Raw genomic sequence first — 15,538 nt, 5'->3', positions numbered from 1 at the left:
CGGGCTCACAGGCCAGTAGCGTCCGCAGCCTGGCCCGCGCAGTAGCTTGCCAACAGTGTTTCCAGCGCCCCCATGGCCAGGCGCACGGCGTCCAGATGCGCCACGGGCACCACACCAAGGGCGCAGCTTCGTTCGACCTGCTCGCAGGCCTCGATCAAGCCCTGCGCCCTGACCATCCGCGCGCCACCCTTGACCCGATGGGCCAGCAGCGCCAGCCCGTCCACATCCCCCCGCTCGGCATGCAGGTTGAACGCCTGCAAGTCCTCTTGGTTGCTCTGGCGCAAGTCGGCCAGCAACGCGGCCAACGCCTCTGCATCACCCGCCGTCAGGCGCTCCAGGCTGCTCAGGTCAAGTGCCGCCCCGGGCGCAGGTGGCTCGAGTTCAAGGCAACGAACAGCGTTGCCCTGCCCCTGAGCCAACGCCTGGACCAGCCGCTTGAGGCCGACTGGCTTGAACAGGCAGTCATCCATGCCGCTGGCGCGGCAGCGCTGGTGCTCCTCGGGCAGGGCGTTGGCCGTCAACCCCAGTATCCGGCAGCGCGCACGTACGTCCCGACGCTCATGCAGGCGGATGGCCCGGGCCAGCCCATAGCCATCCAGCACCGGCATGTTGCAGTCGCTGATGACCACATCGAACGGCTGCTCGAGCCACAGGCGCAAGGCCTGTGCGCCATGTTCGGCGACGCAGGCGCGGTGGCCGAGGTAGCCCAGCTGGTTGGCCAGCAGCAGGCGGTTGGCCGGGTAGTCGTCCACTACCAGTACCCTCAGGCTCACCGTAGCGTCAGGCTCACAGGCCTCCTGCACAGGCTCCGGCGGCGCCTCGCTGGCCAGCACGCGCTCGAGCGCCAGGCTGATATCGATGCGCGTGCCCACCCCCTGGGTGCTGCGCAGGTGCATGTGCCCGCCCATCAGTTCGCACAGCGTACGGCTGATGGACAGCCCCAGGCCTGCGCCGCGCCGCCCGGACTGCTGGTTGTTGCTGGCCTGCCAGAACAGCCCGCCAAGCTGCGCGAGGTCCGCTTCGGGGATGCCGATGCCGCTGTCCTCGATGGTCAGTTGCAGCGCCAGCTGGCGGGCCTGCAAGGTGGCGCGCAAAGCCACCCGCACCCCGCCTTTGTGGGTGAACTTGATGGCATTGCTGATCAGGTTGGCCAGCACCTGCTTGAAACGCAGCGGGTCGAGCAGCACTTCGAGCTCCACCGGTCCCTCCAGCTCCAGCGAAAGCTGCAGGCCCTTGGCCCGTGCCTGTTGCTCGAACAGCTGGACCACCCCGGCCACATGCTCGCGTAGCGCCAGCGGTTGCGGGTTGAGCGTCAGGTGGCCGGACTCGATGCGGGTCACGTCAAGGATGTCGCCGATCAGCTCCAGCAGGCTGCGTGCAGCATCCGAGGCCACCTCGATCGACAAGCGGTCGAGTACCCCTTGCTCGGCCTTGCGCAGGGCCAGTTCGAGCATGCCCAGCACGGCATTCATGGGGGTGCGGATCTCGTGGCTCATGGTCGCCAGAAAACGCGTCTTGGCCTGGTTGGCATCGTCGGCCTCAACCTTGGCCGCCAACAATTCGGCCTGCAGGCACTGGCGTTCGGTAACGTCGACCCAACCGGCGATGACTCCGCCCTCCTGGTTGCAGCCGTAGGGCAGCATCCAGTGATACAGCGTCAGTTCACGGCCCTCGGCCAGTACCACCTGGCAATCCTCGACCCGCGCCTGCCCGTCGTCCAGCACCTGCTTCCAGCCGCGCTGCCAGGCGCAGGCCTCATCAAGGCCGATCGGCTGCCCGAGCACCTCGTCGCGGGCCTTGCCCAGCGCCTGCAGGTAGCTGCTGTTGCAGGTCTGCAGCCGCCCGCGGCGATCACACACGTAAATGGGGTGCGGGGTGCCGTCGATCATCACCCCCATGAACGCCAACTGATGAGCCAGGGCCTGCTCGGCGCGCTCACGCACCCGCACCAGCCGGCGCAGGTAACGCACCCAGGCCAGGGCCAACAGCAGCGCCAAGGCTACAGCTGCGAAACCCTGCAGCACCTGCACGCGGTAACGCTGCCAGAAGCTGTCGGCGACGATCACCTCGTTGCGCCAGCGCCTGCCCAGTGTGTCCAGTTCCTGGGGCGAGAGGCTCAGCAGGGCCTTGTTCAGGATCGACTGCAGCTCCAGCGCCCCGCGCCGGCTGGCGAAGGTGAAATAGGCAGGTTCCAGCGGCAGGCTGGCGCTGACCTTCAAGCGTGTGGGGTACATGCGCTCGGTCAGCGCCTGGGCGCCGATCAACGGTACCAGGGCGGCATCGGCGCGGCCGCTGGCAACCCGCCATACCGCATCTACCGGGCCATCGGCATCGACCCGTTGAACACCTTGGTGATGCTGGTGCAGAAACTCATGGGGGAAACCGCTGCGGGTCATGGCCAGACGCAATCCCTGCAGCTCCTCGAAACTGCTGGGTGCACCTGGCCGGTCGAGGGTAACCAGCACTCGCGGCGAGCTGACGAATGCACGGCTGAATGCCAGGTGGTCGGCACGCTGCTCACTGGGTGTAATGCCGGCGAGCAGGTCCACTTTACCTTGGCGCACGTCCTCGAGCATGCGCTCCAGGGTGCCGCCGCCACTGAGTTCCAGTTGCAGGCCGGTGCGCCGGGCGATGCGCTGCAGCACATCCACTGCCAGGCCGCGCAGGTTGCCCTCGCCATCGCGGTAGCTGATCGGCGGGTAGTGTTCGTTGAGCAGCACGCGAACCTTCGGGTGGCGCTGCAGCCAGCGCCGCTCGGCTTCGCTCAGTTGCAAGGGGGTGCGCTCCACCACGCCCTGCCCGGCCCAGCGTTGCAGGATGCGCTGGTGCTGAGTGGCCGGGATACTCGCCAGCACCGCTTCTACCAAAGCATGCAGCGGCTCGTTGAAGGGTGCCGAGGCAAAGCCCAACGGTTGGCTGGGCAAGGCCGGGCAGTCGATTGCCTCGATCCTGCGCAACAGGCCCTTGCCCAGCTGGTAGTGGCTCTCCAGCGCACCACCCAGGTACAGGTCGGCCTGGCCGAAGGTCAAGGCGCCCATGGCCTCGCGTACCGAGGGGTACACCTGCACCTGGGCCTGCGGGTACACCGCAAGGATGCTGTCCAGGCTGCGATAACCTTCACGCATGGCCAGGCGCAGGGGCGTACTGGACGCACAGCCATGTTCGTCATCCTCACGGGCTACCCGTATCGGGCGATCGTCGGCGTAGCCGGCCGACAGCAGCAGGCCGGCGTCCGCGGCCTGCTGCGCGGTGATGCTGGCCAGCAGGTCGGCTTTGCCAGTGCGCACGGCGGCCAGCGCTTCATCCAGCGAGGCGAACGGCACCACCTCGACCCTGAGCTGCAGGTGCTCGGCAATCAGCCCGGCGTAGTCGGCGCTGATGCCCTCGTACTCGTGCCCCACGCCAAGAATATCCAGGGGCGGGTTGTCGGCGCGCAGTACCGCAAGCTTCAGTTCGCGACGCTGCCACAACCAGCGCAGTTGTGCCTCGGTCGGCTCCAGCCGGCGCCCCTCAAGCACGGCGCGCCCATACAGCTGCGGCTGCGGCATGGCGGCCAGTACAGCCGGGTAGCACAGCAACTGGCCAAGCACTACCAGCCATGCAAGTCGCACCGCGCACCTATACCAGCAGATTGCGCCGGGCCAGGTCGGCCAGCTCGACCACCGAACCGACCCGCAGTTTGTCCAGCAAGCGCGCCTTGTAGGTGCTGATGGTCTTGTTGCTCAGCAGCATGCGCTCGGCGATGGTCTTGTTGCTCAGGCCCCGGGCCAGGTGCTGGAGGATGATCATTTCGCGGTCGCTGAGGCGGGCCAGGCGTTCGGCCTCGCTGGTGGTCATGTCCTGGCGGCACACCGAGCTCAGGGCCACATCGGGGAAGTAGGTGTAGCCCGAACGCAGGGCCAGTACCGCCTTGCTCAGTTCGCGCAGGTCGTCGCTCTTGGACACAAAGCCTGCCGCCCCGGCCTTCATGCAGCGCAGGGAGAAGAAGTCGGCCAGTTGCGAGGTGAGTATCAGCACCTTGGGGGGTTGTTCCATGGCCCGCAGCCGTGACAGCACCTGCAGGCCGTCAAGGCCAGGGATGGTGATGTCGAGGATTACCAGGTCGGGCTTCTGTTCGCGGGCCAGGCGTACGGCGTCGACGCCATTGTCGGCCTGGCCGACCACTTTCAGGCGGTCGTTGCGCAGTTGCAGGCAGACGCTGGAGCGGATGAAGGGATGGTCGTCGACCACCAGTGCCTTGTGCATGTCGTTGTCCCTCACGGTGCCAAGGGCCCAGCCCTTGAAAATGGGTTGCCGATGCTCGTTTGGCCACGCCTGCGTCGATGACGATCATGGCCAAACGATATCAACCAGCATTTTCCACGGGTGCACGGCCGCTGAATGCAGGACGCTTCCCAATTCAAAAGAGAAATTTCCTAAAGACAGATGCAACACCCACAGGCTGGAGCGAGGGATTATTCGTGCAAATCCGGCCAGGGTCGTGAGGAGCGCTCCGAGCTGCACCGGGAAATTTCCCAAGCGCAGAAACGAAAACGCCCCGGCAGGCGGGGCGTTGTCGTTACTTCAGGCAAGGGTCAGTGGGAAACCGCACCGCTGGCACCCAGGCCGGTCTGCGAGCGGACGAACTGCGGGAAGAACAGCGCGCGCTCGTTTTCGGCGGCCTTGGACTTGTCGGTGACCGAGAAGAACCAGATACCGGCGAAGGCGATGATCATCGAGAACAGCGCCGGGTACTCGTACGGGTAGATGGCTTTCTCGTGGCCGAGGATCTGCACCCAGATGGTCGGGCCGAGGATCATCAGGCCCACCGCACTCACCAGGCCCAGCCAGCCGCCGATCATGGCGCCGCGGGTGGTCAGCTTCTTCCAGTACATCGAGAGCAGCAGTACCGGGAAGTTGCAGCTGGCGGCGATGGAGAAGGCCAGGCCGACCATGAAGGCGATGTTCTGCTTCTCGAACAGGATGCCCAGGCCGATCGCCAGCACGCCGAGGGCGACGGTGGTGATTTTCGACACGCGGATCTCGTCCTTGTCGTTGGCCTTGCCCTTGCGCCACACGCTGGCGTACAGGTCGTGGGACACCGCCGAGGCACCGGCCAGGGTCAGGCCGGCGACTACCGCGAGGATGGTGGCGAAGGCCACCGCCGAGATGAAGCCGAGGAACACGCTGCCACCCACGGCATCAGCCAGGTGCACCGCGGCCATGTTGTTGCCGCCGATCAGGGCGCCAGCGGCGTCCTTGAAGTCCGGGTTGGTGCTGACCAGCAGGATCGCGCCGAAGCCGATGATGAAGGTGAGGATGTAGAAGTAGCCGATGAAGCCGGTGGCGTAGAGCACGCTCTTGCGGGCTTCCTTGGCGTCACTGACGGTGAAGAAGCGCATCAGGATGTGCGGCAGACCCGCAGTACCGAACATCAACGCCAGGCCCAGCGAGAAGGCCGAAATCGGGTCCTTGACCAGGCCGCCCGGGCTCATGATCGCCTCGCCCTTGGCGTGCACCTTGATCGCCTCGGAGAACAGCGTGTTGAAGTCAAAGCCCACGTGCTTCATCACCATCAGCGCCATGAAGCTGGCACCGGACAGCAGCAGCACGGCTTTGATGATCTGCACCCAGGTGGTCGCCAGCATGCCGCCGAAGAGCACGTACAGGCACATCAGGATGCCCACCAGGATGACCGCAACATGGTAGTCCAGGCCGAACAGCAGCTCGATCAGCTTGCCGGCGCCGACCATCTGCGCGATCAGGTAGAAGGCCACCACCACCAGCGAGCCGGAGGCCGACAGGGTGCGGATTTCCTTCTGCCCGAGGCGGTACGAGGCCACGTCGGCAAAGGTGTACTTGCCCAGGTTGCGCAGGCGCTCGGCGATCAGGAACAGGATGATCGGCCAGCCGACCAAAAAGCCGATGGAGTAGATCAGGCCGTCGTAGCCCGAGGTGAACACCAGCGCGGAAATCCCCAGGAACGAGGCCGCCGACATGTAGTCGCCAGCGATCGCCAGGCCGTTCTGGAAACCGGTGATCTTGCCGCCGGCGGCGTAGTAGTCAGCGGCCGACTTGTTGCGTTTGGAGGCCCAGTAGGTAATCCCCAGGGTGAAGGCGACGAAGGCCACGAACATGGCGATAGCCGCCACGTTAAGGGGTTGTTTCTGCACCTCGCCGGTCAGCGCATCGGCCGCCCACACGGCGGGTGCAAACGCGCCGCAGGCCAGTACTGCCAGGGTCTTGGCGTGACGGATCATTGCTTGGCCTCCTCGAGAATGGCCTTGTTCAGCTCGTCGAACTCGCCGTTGGCGCGACGCACGTAGATGGCGGTGAGCACGAACGCCGAGAGGATCAGGCCGACCCCCAGCGGGATGCCCCAGGTGATCGACGACTCGGGGCTGAGCTTGGCACCCAGAACCTGCGGGCCATAGGCGATGAGGAGGATGAAGGCGCAGTAGAGGCCGAGCATGATCGCCGAGAGAATCCAGGCGAAGCGCTCGCGCTTGGTGACCAGTTCCTTGAAGCGCGGACTGTTCTGTATCGAGAGGTAAATGCTGTCGTTCATTGTTTTTGTCCTAGCAGCACAGATGTAGGGAGAACCCGACTCCACTTTATGCTGCCGTTGAACGCCAACCAGACGACCTTAGTCTTAGATGCAACGGTGTTTTGCAGATTTTGTAACAACCACCAACGCATCGCGGGGCAAGCCCGCTCCCACCTGAACCTTCGACAACCCGTGGGAGCGGGCTTGCCCCGCGATCTGGCGCTGCCTGTCAGCGGTTATTTACCGGTCCACTCCTTGACCCGCTCCGGGTGCTTGGCCACCCAGTCCTTGGCCGCCGCTTCAGGCTTGGCGCCCTCCTGGATGGCCAGCATCACCTCGCCGATCTCGTCCTTGGACTGCCAGCTGAACTTCTTGAGGAACTCGGCCACTTCCGGGGCCTTGGTGGCCAACTCCTTGCTGCCGATGCTGTTGACCGTTTCAGCCGCGCCGTACACGCCTTTGGGGTCTTCGAGGAACTTCAGCTTCCACTTGGCGAACATCCAGTGCGGCACCCAGCCAGTCACCGCGATGGACTGCTGCTTGGCGTAGGAACGGCCAAGCTCTGCGGTCATCGCAGCGCCGGAGCTTGCGGTGAGCTTGTAGCCGGTGAGGTCGTAATCCTTGATGGCCTGCTCGGTCTTGAGCATCACACCGGAGCCTGCATCGATACCGACGATCTTCTGCTTGAAGCTGGCGTCGGTCTTGAGGTCTTCGATGCTGTTGGCCTTGACGTATTCGGGGACGATCAGGCCGATCTTGGCATCCTTGAAGTTGGGGCCGTAGTCGACCACGTTATCCTTGTTCTTGGCCCAGTACTCACCGTGGGTGACTGGCAGCCAGGCCGAGAGCATGGCGTCGAGTTTGCCGGTGGCGACGCCCTGCCACATGATGCCGGTGGCCACAGCCTGCAGCTTCACGTCGTAGCCGAGTTTCTGCCTGATCACTTCGGCGGCCACGTTGGTGGTCGCCACACTGTCGGACCAGCCATCCACGTAACCGATGCTCACTTCCTTGGCCATGGCCTGGGCAGCGCCCATGGCCAGCACCACGGCAGTGCCTACACCCAGGAAACGGCGCATTCTTGTAAAAGTAGCCATCAAAGCATTCCCTCGTCAGGTCTTGGAGATTGCATCATCGACCTGACCCGCCGCCGGACCTGATCTGTCAGCGACACTTACCGAACGATCAGCGACAGCACTGTGCCATTAGCGCCATCGCCCCGGGCCGGCCTGCGCGATCCTTGCATGCCAAACACTTGGCGCCGGGCTACTATCACAGGCTTTGGGTGGCCTGTACCGGCCTCTCGCAATCGAATCAGACGACGGACCGCCCGATGCCCCGCCTTAGCTACCTGCTTGCCTGCCTGCTCGCCCTCACCGGCCTTGCCACCCTGTGGTACGGCCTGGGCCGGCCGGTGCACCTGCCCGACGCCGCCAGCCCCACGCACAAGCTGCAATGCGCCTCGTACACCCCGTTCGACAAGGACCAGTCGCCGTTCGACCAGCCGTTTCGCCTGCGCCCGGCACGCATGGACGCCGACCTGGCGCTCTTGGCCGAGCGCTTCCAGTGCATCCGCACCTACTCGCAAACCGGCCTGGAAGCCATCCCGGCCCTGGCCCGCAAGCACGGGCTGAAGGTGATGCTCGGCGCCTGGGTGAACGCCGACCCGGTCAATACCGAGCAGGAAGTCGACCTGCTGATCGCCGCCGCCAACGCCAACCCTGACGTGGTCAGCGCGGTGATCGTCGGCAACGAGACGCTGCTGCGCAAGGAGGTGACCGGCGAACGCCTGGCCGGGCTCATCCAGCGGGTCAAAAGCCAGGTGAAGGTGCCGGTGACCTACGCCGACGTGTGGGAGTTCTGGCTACAGCACCCAGAGATCGCACCGGCGGTGGACTTCCTCACCATCCACCTGCTGCCCTACTGGGAGGACGACCCGCGCGGCATCGAGGCGGCGCTGGCCCATGTGGCCGACGTGCGCCAGGTGTTCGGCAAGCGTTTTGCGCCCAAGGACATTTTCATTGGCGAAACCGGCTGGCCCAGCGAGGGCCGCCAACGCGAGACCGCCGTGCCCAGCCGGGTCAACGAGGCGCTGTTCATTCGCGGGTTCGTCACCCTGGCCGAGGCCAACGGCTGGCACTACAACCTGATCGAGGCCTTCGACCAGCCATGGAAGCGCGCCAGCGAAGGCGCCGTGGGCGGTTACTGGGGGCTATACGACGCCGACCGCCAGGACAAGGGCGTGCTCGAAGGGCCGGTGAGCAACCTTGCGCTGTGGCCGCAGTGGTTGCTGGCTTCGCTGCTGCTGTGGCTGGCCACGCTGGTGCTGGCCGGGCGCCCGGCCGACAACCGCGCCGCCCTGCTGCTGCCGCTGCTGGCCGCGCTGGGTGCCGCCAGCCTGGGCCTGTGGGGCGAGCTGATGCGTACCAACGCGCGGTTTGCCGGGGAATGGTTGTGGGCGGTGGTGCTGGCCGGGCTCAACCTGTTGGTGCTGGCCCATGGTGCGCTGGCCCTTGCCCGCCGCGAGGGCTGGCGCCAGCGGCTGTTCGCCTGGCTTGAAGCGCATGGCGGCAAATGGCTGCTGGCGGCCGGCTTTGCTGCAGCGGTGAGCATGCTGGCGATGGTGTTCGACCCGCGCTATCGCAGCTTCCCAAGCGCGGCGTTGCTGCTGCCGGCGGTGGTGTACCTGCTGCGGCCGGTGCCGGCGCGGCGCGCCGAGGTGGCGTTGCTGGCGCTGATCGTGGGCGCCGGGGTGGCGCCGCAGTTGTGGCGCGAGGGGCTGGAGAACCAGCAGGCCTGGGGCTGGGCGCTGGTCAGTATGCTGATGGTGGCGGCACTTTGGCGTAGTTTGCGGCTGCGCCAGGCTTGAGGCCGCAGGCGAGGGCTTCGTCCTCGATCGCGACACAAGGCCGCTTCCCACAGAGATCCTCTCGGCCTGAGGCTTGATCCAATTCTGCAGGAGCGGCCTTGTGCCGCGATTGGGCCGCACAGCGGCCCCTTTCAGCCATTGCTTGGTTGCCTGACCAAGCGCAACCCCGCCAGCACCACCGCAAACACGCCAATGCTGGCGGTATACAGCACCAGCGCCGGCAGCCCGAACACCAGCGCCAGCAGTGCCAGCCACCAGCCGGGCCGCTTCGCCACCAGCTGCGCAAGCAACGCCAGACCCAACGCGCCCCAGGCGATCAGCTGAAAATGAATACCCAGCCCCAACAGCGAACGCACCTGGCATTGCCAGTATTCACCCGGCACCGTGCACAGCCCGACCCAGCGGGCATCTTCCATCAGCCCGTAGCGCACGCCATAGCTGGCAGCCAGCCATCCGGCCAGGAACAACAGCAAGGCCGCAGCCTGCAGCGAACGAGACATCCGGTTCTCCAATAGCAGTCATCGAAACGCTGCATGATCGCTTAGGGCATGTCTTAAGGCAAAATCATGGCCATCCAGCTATGTTGCTGAAAACGCCCTTGCCGGCACGGCAACCTCTGGCGCCACAAACAACCGCGCACCCGGCAACTTTGCCAAGCGCCCCGTGGTCCTAGCCTGCGTACCGCATCACCTATTCCTGGGGGAATATAATGTTTCGACCTTTGCGCCTCGTCGCCCTGCTGGGTGGCCTGCTCATGGCGGCAACCGCTTCGGCGCGGGATATCGACGCCGCCAGCTACGGCTACCCGTTGACCAACCCGTTCGAGGCGACCATCGCCACCACCCCGCCGGAGCAGCGCCCGACGCTGCCCAGCGACGACGAGATCGACCAGGCCGACTACAGCCTAAACCTGCGCCCGGAGCGCGAATTCACCCTGCCGGACAACTTCTGGGCGGTGAAGAAGCTGCGCTACCGCCTGGCCAAGCAGGACCACGAGGCACCGCTGATCTTTTTGATCGCCGGTACCGGCGCGCCCTACTCCAGCTCGATCAACGAATACCTGAAAAAGCTGTTCTACCAGGCCGGCTACCACGTGGTGCAGCTGTCTTCCCCCACCAGCTACGACTTCATGAGCGCCGCCTCGCGCTTCGCCACCCCGGGCGTGTCCCGCGAGGACGCCGAAGACCTGTACCGGGTCATGCAGGCAGTGCGTGCCCAGCACCCACGCCTGCCGATCAGCGAGTTCTACCTGAGCGGCTACAGCCTGGGTGCGCTGGACGCGGCGTTCGTCAGCCACCTGGACGAAACCCGGCGCAGCTTCAACTTCAAGCGCGTGCTGCTGCTCAATCCGCCGGTCAACCTGTACACGTCCATCAGCAACCTGGACAAGCTGGTGCAAACCCGGGTGAAAGGGATCGACAAGAGCACCACCTTCTATGAGCTGATGCTGGAAAAACTCACCCGCTACTTCCAGGACAAGGGCTATATCGACCTCAACGAGGCGCTGCTGTATGACTTCCAGAAGTCCCGCCAGCACCTGTCCAACGAACAGATGGCCATGCTGATCGGCACCTCGTTCCGCTTCTCGGCGGCCGACATCGCCTTTACCTCCGACCTGATCAACCGCCGCGGCCTGATCATCCCGCCCAAATACCCGATCACCGAGGGCAGCAGCCTTACGCCGTTCTTCAAGCGTGCCCTGCAATGCGACTTCGACTGCTACCTGACCGAACAGGTGATCCCGATGTGGCGCGCCCGCACCGACGGCAACAGCCTGTTGCAACTGGTCGACCAGGTGAGCCTGTACGCATTGGAAGACTACCTGCACAACAGCCCGAAGATCGCCGTGATGCACAATGCCGATGACGTGATCCTCGGCCCTGGCGATATCGGTTTCCTGCGCCGGGTATTCGGCGAGCGCCTGACCCTGTACCCCCATGGTGGCCACTGCGGCAACCTCAACTACCGCGTCAACAGCGACGCCATGCTGGAGTTCTTCCGTGGTTAACCGCCTGCTGCTCATCACTGCCCTGCTCGCCAGCGGCCACGCCCTGGCCGAAGAGGTCGCGCCGCGCGCCAGCGTGGTCGAGGCTGACAACATCGGCACCCTTTCCGCCGAACAAGACGGGTTTCTCGACCCGCTGCGCGAGCTGAAATTCAACCCGGGGCTGGACCAGCGCGAGTTCGAGCGCTCCACCCTAGGCGCGCTGAACATCTACGACCCGCTGGAGTCGATGAACCGGCGCGTGTACCACTTCAACTACCGCTTCGACCAGTGGGTGTTCCTGCCGGTGGTCGATGGCTACCGTTACATCACGCCGGGCTTTGTGCGTACCGGGGTGAGCAACTTCTTCAACAACCTGGGTGATGTGCCGAACCTGTTCAACAGTGTGTTGCAGCTCAAGGCCAAGCGTTCGGCCGAGATCACCGCGCGCCTGATGTTCAACACCATCATTGGCGTGGGCGGGCTGTGGGACCCGGCGACCAAGATGGGGCTGCCACGCCAGAGCGAGGACTTTGGCCAGACCCTGGGGTTCTATGGGGTGCCGGAGGGGCCTTACATCATGCTGCCGATCTTCGGGCCTTCGAACCTGCGGGACACTACCGGGCTGGTGGTGGACTACGCGGGTGAGCAGGCGGTGAATTACCTGGATGTGCCGGATACGGCCAGTGATCATCCGGAGATCACCTTGCTGCGGGCGGTGGACAAGCGCTACACCACCAACTTCCGGTATGGGCAGACCAATTCGCCGTTTGAGTATGAGAAGGTGCGGTATGTGTATACGCAGGCTCGGCGGTTGCAGATTGCGGAGTGATTGGGGGTTTTTAGGGCTTAGCGTGATTGCTTTGGTAGATGTATGCGCATTCGTTGACGATGGCGGCTTTTCGTCACCTTTCCGCCCTTACGGCGGCTTACTTTTGTCGTGGCAAAAGTAAGCAAAACCGTCTGCTCCCATCATCCGGCCCCCTACGCTGCGCTTCGGGGGTTCCCTCGCTCCGGGCTTGCTCCGAAGGTACGCGCCGACGGGCCGTCCCTGGCCCGATCGGCGCTCGACCGGCATCCATGCCGGTCGCCCTCCTACGCAATCCCTACGCTCGGCCTCCTGAAGTCGCGATTTGTGTTGCCTGAACTATTGCGCGCTTAGAAGCAAGATCAAGAGCCAGATCAAGAGCCAGATCAAGAGCCAGATCAAGAGCCAGATCAAGAGCCAGATCAAGAGCTGGGATATCGGTTTAATTGTTATTGATGTGTTGTCTGCTCTGACGCAATCGCGCGGCAAGCCCGCTCCCACGTTAGTTGTGCGTACCAAACTCAAGCGTGGGAGCGGGCTTGCCCCGATTCAATCCTGAGTTCCCACGGTGGCAACTAGTGTCCTGTCTCGGAAATAACTTAACCCACTTGAGCTACGCTTCGTTGGTCAGCCACAAAGAGGAGTGGAGCCGTGAACTCTCAAGCCATTGTGCTCAGTGACGATGAGCAGGTTGAGTTGAGCCGGCGGGTTCGCTCGGCGACCATCAGCCAGCGCGACGGTCGCCGAGCGCGTGTAATCTTGCTGGCTGCTCAAGGTCATTCACGTAACGAAATCGCTGAATTGACCGGCCTCTCCGTTGTTTCGATCACCCGCTGGTGCAAGCGTTTTCAAGCCCAGCGCCTACAAGGCTTAGTGGATTTGCCTGGGCGAGGACGCAAAACTTCCTTACCTGCCGAAGCTTTGAAACGAACGCTTGAGCAGGTCACTCAACCACGCATTGGCCAACCTCGTTGGAGCTGCCGCAGCATGGCGCGAGTCGCCGGTATTTCGCCTGCCAGCGTCCAACGAATTTGGGCCGCGAACGACATCAAACCGCACCTGACTCGCACCTTCAAACTGTCCAATGACCCGCATTTCGAAGAGAGATTCTGGGACGTCATTGGACTGTATCTGGCGCCACCGGATAAAGCGCTGGTGCTCTGCTGCGATGAAAAGAGCCAGGTTCAAGCCTTGCAACGCACGCAACCAGGCTTGCCATTGGGCATTGGCCACATCCGCACACAGACCCATGACTACGTTCGTCACGGCACGCTAACGCTGTTCGCGGCCATGGATTACCTCCAGGGTCGGCTGATCAGCAGCATCGAAACACAGCACCGGCATCAGGAGTGGCTGGCTTTCCTGAAAAAGATCAACCGGGAAACACCCAAGAACCTGCAATTGCACTTGATCGTGGATAACTACGCCACGCACAAGCATCCGGTCGTCAAGGAATGGCTCAAACGCCATCCACGATTTCATCTGCACTTCACCCCGACCTCAAGCTCCTGGATGAACATGGTTGAACGCTTTTTCCGGGACATCACCGTCTACCTGCGCGATGGCAGCTTTAGTTCGACACGCGAACTGGCTAGCTCCATCACCGCGTTCTTGGCGCTGCACAACGCTCAGCCCTGCCGGTACGTCTGGAACGCGAAAGGTGAAGACATCTTGCGCAAGATCCAGAGTGCCCGAGACGCGATGGCAGGCGCGATGAAAAAGAACGTTTTATCTGAGACGGGACACTAGCGGTTAGCTGCGCCAGCTCAGGCGCCGCCACTAACTTCGCGACTTCAGGAGGCCGAACGCAGGGATTGCGTAGGGGGGCGACCGGCATGGATGCCGGTCGAGCGCCGATCGGGCCAGGGACGGCCCGTCGGCGCGTACCCCCGGAGCAAGCCCGGAGTGAGGGAACCCCGGAGCGAAGCGCAGGGGCCGTATGAATGGAGCGAGGATTTTTTGGTGACTTTTTGATCCTTCAAAAAGTTACCCGCCGTAAGGGCGGAAAGGTGAATAAGCGTCACTACAAAGAGGGTGTCAGAAATTTTGTGTTCGGGCATAACATGAGTAAGAGGTGCATGTATGCCAACCAAAAAGAAACCCCTGCGTGACCTGCCCCAAATCCCCAAAGAGCTGCTAGAGCAGTTCGGTGAGGGCCTGATGACTGCCGAAGCTATCGAGGATGCCTCTGCGGCGTTCAAGAAGGCCCTGATCGAACGCGCCCTGAGTGCCGAGCTGGGCCATCACCTGGGTTATCCGCCGGGCGCGCAGCGCCCAGAGGATGAAACCAATCAACGTAACGGCAAGAGTGGCAAGACTGTTTTAACCGGGGACGGCCCATTGCGGCTGGATATCCCCCGTGACCGAGACGGCAGTTTTGCGCCCATTCTGATTCCCAAGCATGAGCGGCGTTACACCGGTTTCGATGACAAGATCATCGCCATGTATGCACGTGGGATGACGGTCAGAGAGATCCGCGCCTTTTTGTCCGAGCAGTACGGGACGGATGTTTCACCCGATTTCATCAGCTCTGTGACCGCCGAGGTCATGGAAGAAATCGGCGCGTGGCAGCAGCGGCCGCTTGAGCCTATGTACCCGGTCATTTTCTTTGATGCATTGCGGGTGAAGATCCGTGAGGAAGGCCTGGTGCGCAACAAGGCCATTTACCTGGCGCTGGGCGTTCTGCCGGACGGGACGCGCGATATCTTGGGCATCTGGATTGAGAACACCGAGGGTGCGAAGTTCTGGATGAAGGTGTTCAACGACCTCAAGACGCGAGGTGTCGACGATGTCCTTATTGCCGTGACCGATGGTCTTAAAGGCATGCCAGAGGCCCTCAGCGCAGTGTTTCCAGAGACGACGCTACAGACGTGCATCGTCCACCTGATCCGCAACAGCCTGGACTTTGCAGCCTGGGACAAGCGGCGGGCACTGGCCAAGGCGCTCAAGCCGATCTACCAGGCCATCAATGCCGAAGCGGCTGAGCAGGCGCTCGATGAGTTTGAAAGTGGGCCTTGGGGCAAGCAATATCCAACGGTCGTTGCGGCCTGGAGACGCGCTTGGGATCGAGTGATCCCCTTCTTTGTCTTCCCGCCGGCCATCCGGAAAGTGATTTACACCACCAATGCCATCGAAAGCATCAATGCCCAGCTGCGCAAGATCATCAAGACCCGGGGTCATTTCCCGAACGATGAAGCAGCCACCAAGCTGATCTGGCTGGGTCTGAGAAACATCACGGCGAACTGGGGCTCAGCGGCGCATGATTGGAAAAGTGCGATGAATCAATTCGCGATTTTGTACGGGGATCGATTCATCAGGCCAACCTGGTGAAAATCAGGGCCTGCTTGACGG

General features: G+C 63.3%; 11 protein-coding genes. 5 read left to right on the top strand and 6 right to left on the bottom strand.

Translation table 11 applies throughout. The annotated features are described in order from the left end of the window. Nucleotides 1-5: 5 nt before the first annotated feature. From KSS93_RS10220 to KSS93_RS10200, 5 genes are all read right to left on the bottom strand, one after another. A complete protein-coding gene (locus KSS93_RS10220) occupies nt 6-3,611 on the bottom strand; it encodes a transporter substrate-binding domain-containing protein (protein WP_217888170.1) in 3,606 nt (1,201 codons plus the stop codon). 7 nt (nt 3,612-3,618) lie between these two features. After that, nucleotides 3,619-4,245, bottom strand: coding sequence for a response regulator transcription factor (locus KSS93_RS10215; protein ID WP_217842285.1), 627 nt, complete (start codon nt 4,243-4,245; stop codon nt 3,619-3,621). 329 nt (nt 4,246-4,574) lie between these two features. Next, on the bottom strand, nt 4,575-6,239 hold the full coding sequence (locus KSS93_RS10210; protein ID WP_217888169.1) for a cation acetate symporter: 1,665 nt from the start codon (nt 6,237-6,239) through the stop codon (nt 4,575-4,577). Further along, nucleotides 6,236-6,547: a DUF485 domain-containing protein gene (locus KSS93_RS10205; protein ID WP_217842283.1), complete on the bottom strand. Its 312-nt coding sequence runs from the start codon at nt 6,545-6,547 to the stop codon at nt 6,236-6,238. Before KSS93_RS10205 ends, KSS93_RS10210 begins: the two co-directional genes overlap by 4 nt. A 215-nt stretch (nt 6,548-6,762) precedes the next feature. Further along, complete coding sequence (locus KSS93_RS10200) at nt 6,763-7,623, bottom strand: glycine betaine ABC transporter substrate-binding protein (protein ID WP_217888168.1); 861 nt, start codon at nt 7,621-7,623, stop codon at nt 6,763-6,765. Between the two features lie 236 nt (nt 7,624-7,859). On the opposite strand from KSS93_RS10200, the gene KSS93_RS10195 reads away from it, so the two are divergent. Continuing rightward, nucleotides 7,860-9,395 carry a glycoside hydrolase family 17 protein gene (locus KSS93_RS10195; protein ID WP_217888167.1) on the top strand — a complete coding sequence of 512 codons (1,536 nt, stop codon included), beginning with the start codon at nt 7,860-7,862 and terminating at the stop codon, nt 9,393-9,395. A 131-nt stretch (nt 9,396-9,526) separates the two neighbouring features. Here the strand turns inward: KSS93_RS10195 and KSS93_RS10190 are convergent, their stop codons facing one another. Then, the gene (locus KSS93_RS10190) at nt 9,527-9,895 is read right to left on the bottom strand and encodes a hypothetical protein (protein WP_217888166.1); all 369 of its coding nucleotides are present in this window, start codon (nt 9,893-9,895) and stop codon (nt 9,527-9,529) included. 209 nt (nt 9,896-10,104) lie between these two features. Here KSS93_RS10190 and KSS93_RS10185 point away from each other — a divergent pair, with 209 nt between their 5' ends. The 4 genes from KSS93_RS10185 to KSS93_RS10170 all read left to right on the top strand — a co-directional run bounded on the left by KSS93_RS10185 (nt 10,105) and on the right by KSS93_RS10170 (nt 15,517). Beyond that, a complete protein-coding gene (locus tag KSS93_RS10185; RefSeq protein ID WP_217888165.1) occupies nt 10,105-11,403 on the top strand; it encodes an alpha/beta fold hydrolase family protein in 1,299 nt (432 codons plus the stop codon). Then, nucleotides 11,396-12,211 (top strand): MlaA family lipoprotein, encoded by an 816-nt coding sequence (locus tag KSS93_RS10180; protein WP_217888164.1) that lies wholly within the window; start codon nt 11,396-11,398, stop codon nt 12,209-12,211. Before KSS93_RS10185 ends, KSS93_RS10180 begins: the two co-directional genes overlap by 8 nt. Before the next feature lie 627 nt (nt 12,212-12,838). Continuing rightward, nucleotides 12,839-13,936: an IS630 family transposase gene (locus KSS93_RS10175; RefSeq protein WP_217885335.1), complete on the top strand. Its 1,098-nt coding sequence runs from the start codon at nt 12,839-12,841 to the stop codon at nt 13,934-13,936. A 333-nt stretch (nt 13,937-14,269) separates the two neighbouring features. Next, complete coding sequence (locus KSS93_RS10170) at nt 14,270-15,517, top strand: IS256 family transposase (RefSeq protein ID WP_217884661.1); 1,248 nt, start codon at nt 14,270-14,272, stop codon at nt 15,515-15,517. Nucleotides 15,518-15,538: the final 21 nt, after the last annotated feature.

It is taken from the genome of Pseudomonas xanthosomatis, from assembly GCF_019139835.1.
GTDB lineage: Bacteria > Pseudomonadota > Gammaproteobacteria > Pseudomonadales > Pseudomonadaceae > Aquipseudomonas > Aquipseudomonas fakonensis.
This window is presented reverse-complemented; position numbering and strand designations above follow the sequence as displayed.

Bases quoted from the DNA above. Each gene is read 5' to 3' on its own strand.
- KSS93_RS10210 (WP_217888169.1), bottom strand. From the start codon at position 6,239: ATGATCCGTCACGCCAAGACCCTGGCAGTACTGGCCTGCGGCGCGTTT.
- KSS93_RS10200 (WP_217888168.1), bottom strand. From the start codon at position 7,623: ATGGCTACTTTTACAAGAATGCGCCGTTTCCTGGGTGTAGGCACTGCC.
- KSS93_RS10170 (WP_217884661.1), top strand. From the start codon at position 14,270: ATGCCAACCAAAAAGAAACCCCTGCGTGACCTGCCCCAAATCCCCAAA.
- KSS93_RS10205 (WP_217842283.1), bottom strand. From the start codon at position 6,547: ATGAACGACAGCATTTACCTCTCGATACAGAACAGTCCGCGCTTCAAG.
- KSS93_RS10215 (WP_217842285.1), bottom strand. From the start codon at position 4,245: ATGCACAAGGCACTGGTGGTCGACGACCATCCCTTCATCCGCTCCAGC.
- KSS93_RS10195 (WP_217888167.1), top strand. From the start codon at position 7,860: ATGCCCCGCCTTAGCTACCTGCTTGCCTGCCTGCTCGCCCTCACCGGC.
- KSS93_RS10185 (WP_217888165.1), top strand. From the start codon at position 10,105: ATGTTTCGACCTTTGCGCCTCGTCGCCCTGCTGGGTGGCCTGCTCATG.
- KSS93_RS10190 (WP_217888166.1), bottom strand. From the start codon at position 9,895: ATGTCTCGTTCGCTGCAGGCTGCGGCCTTGCTGTTGTTCCTGGCCGGA.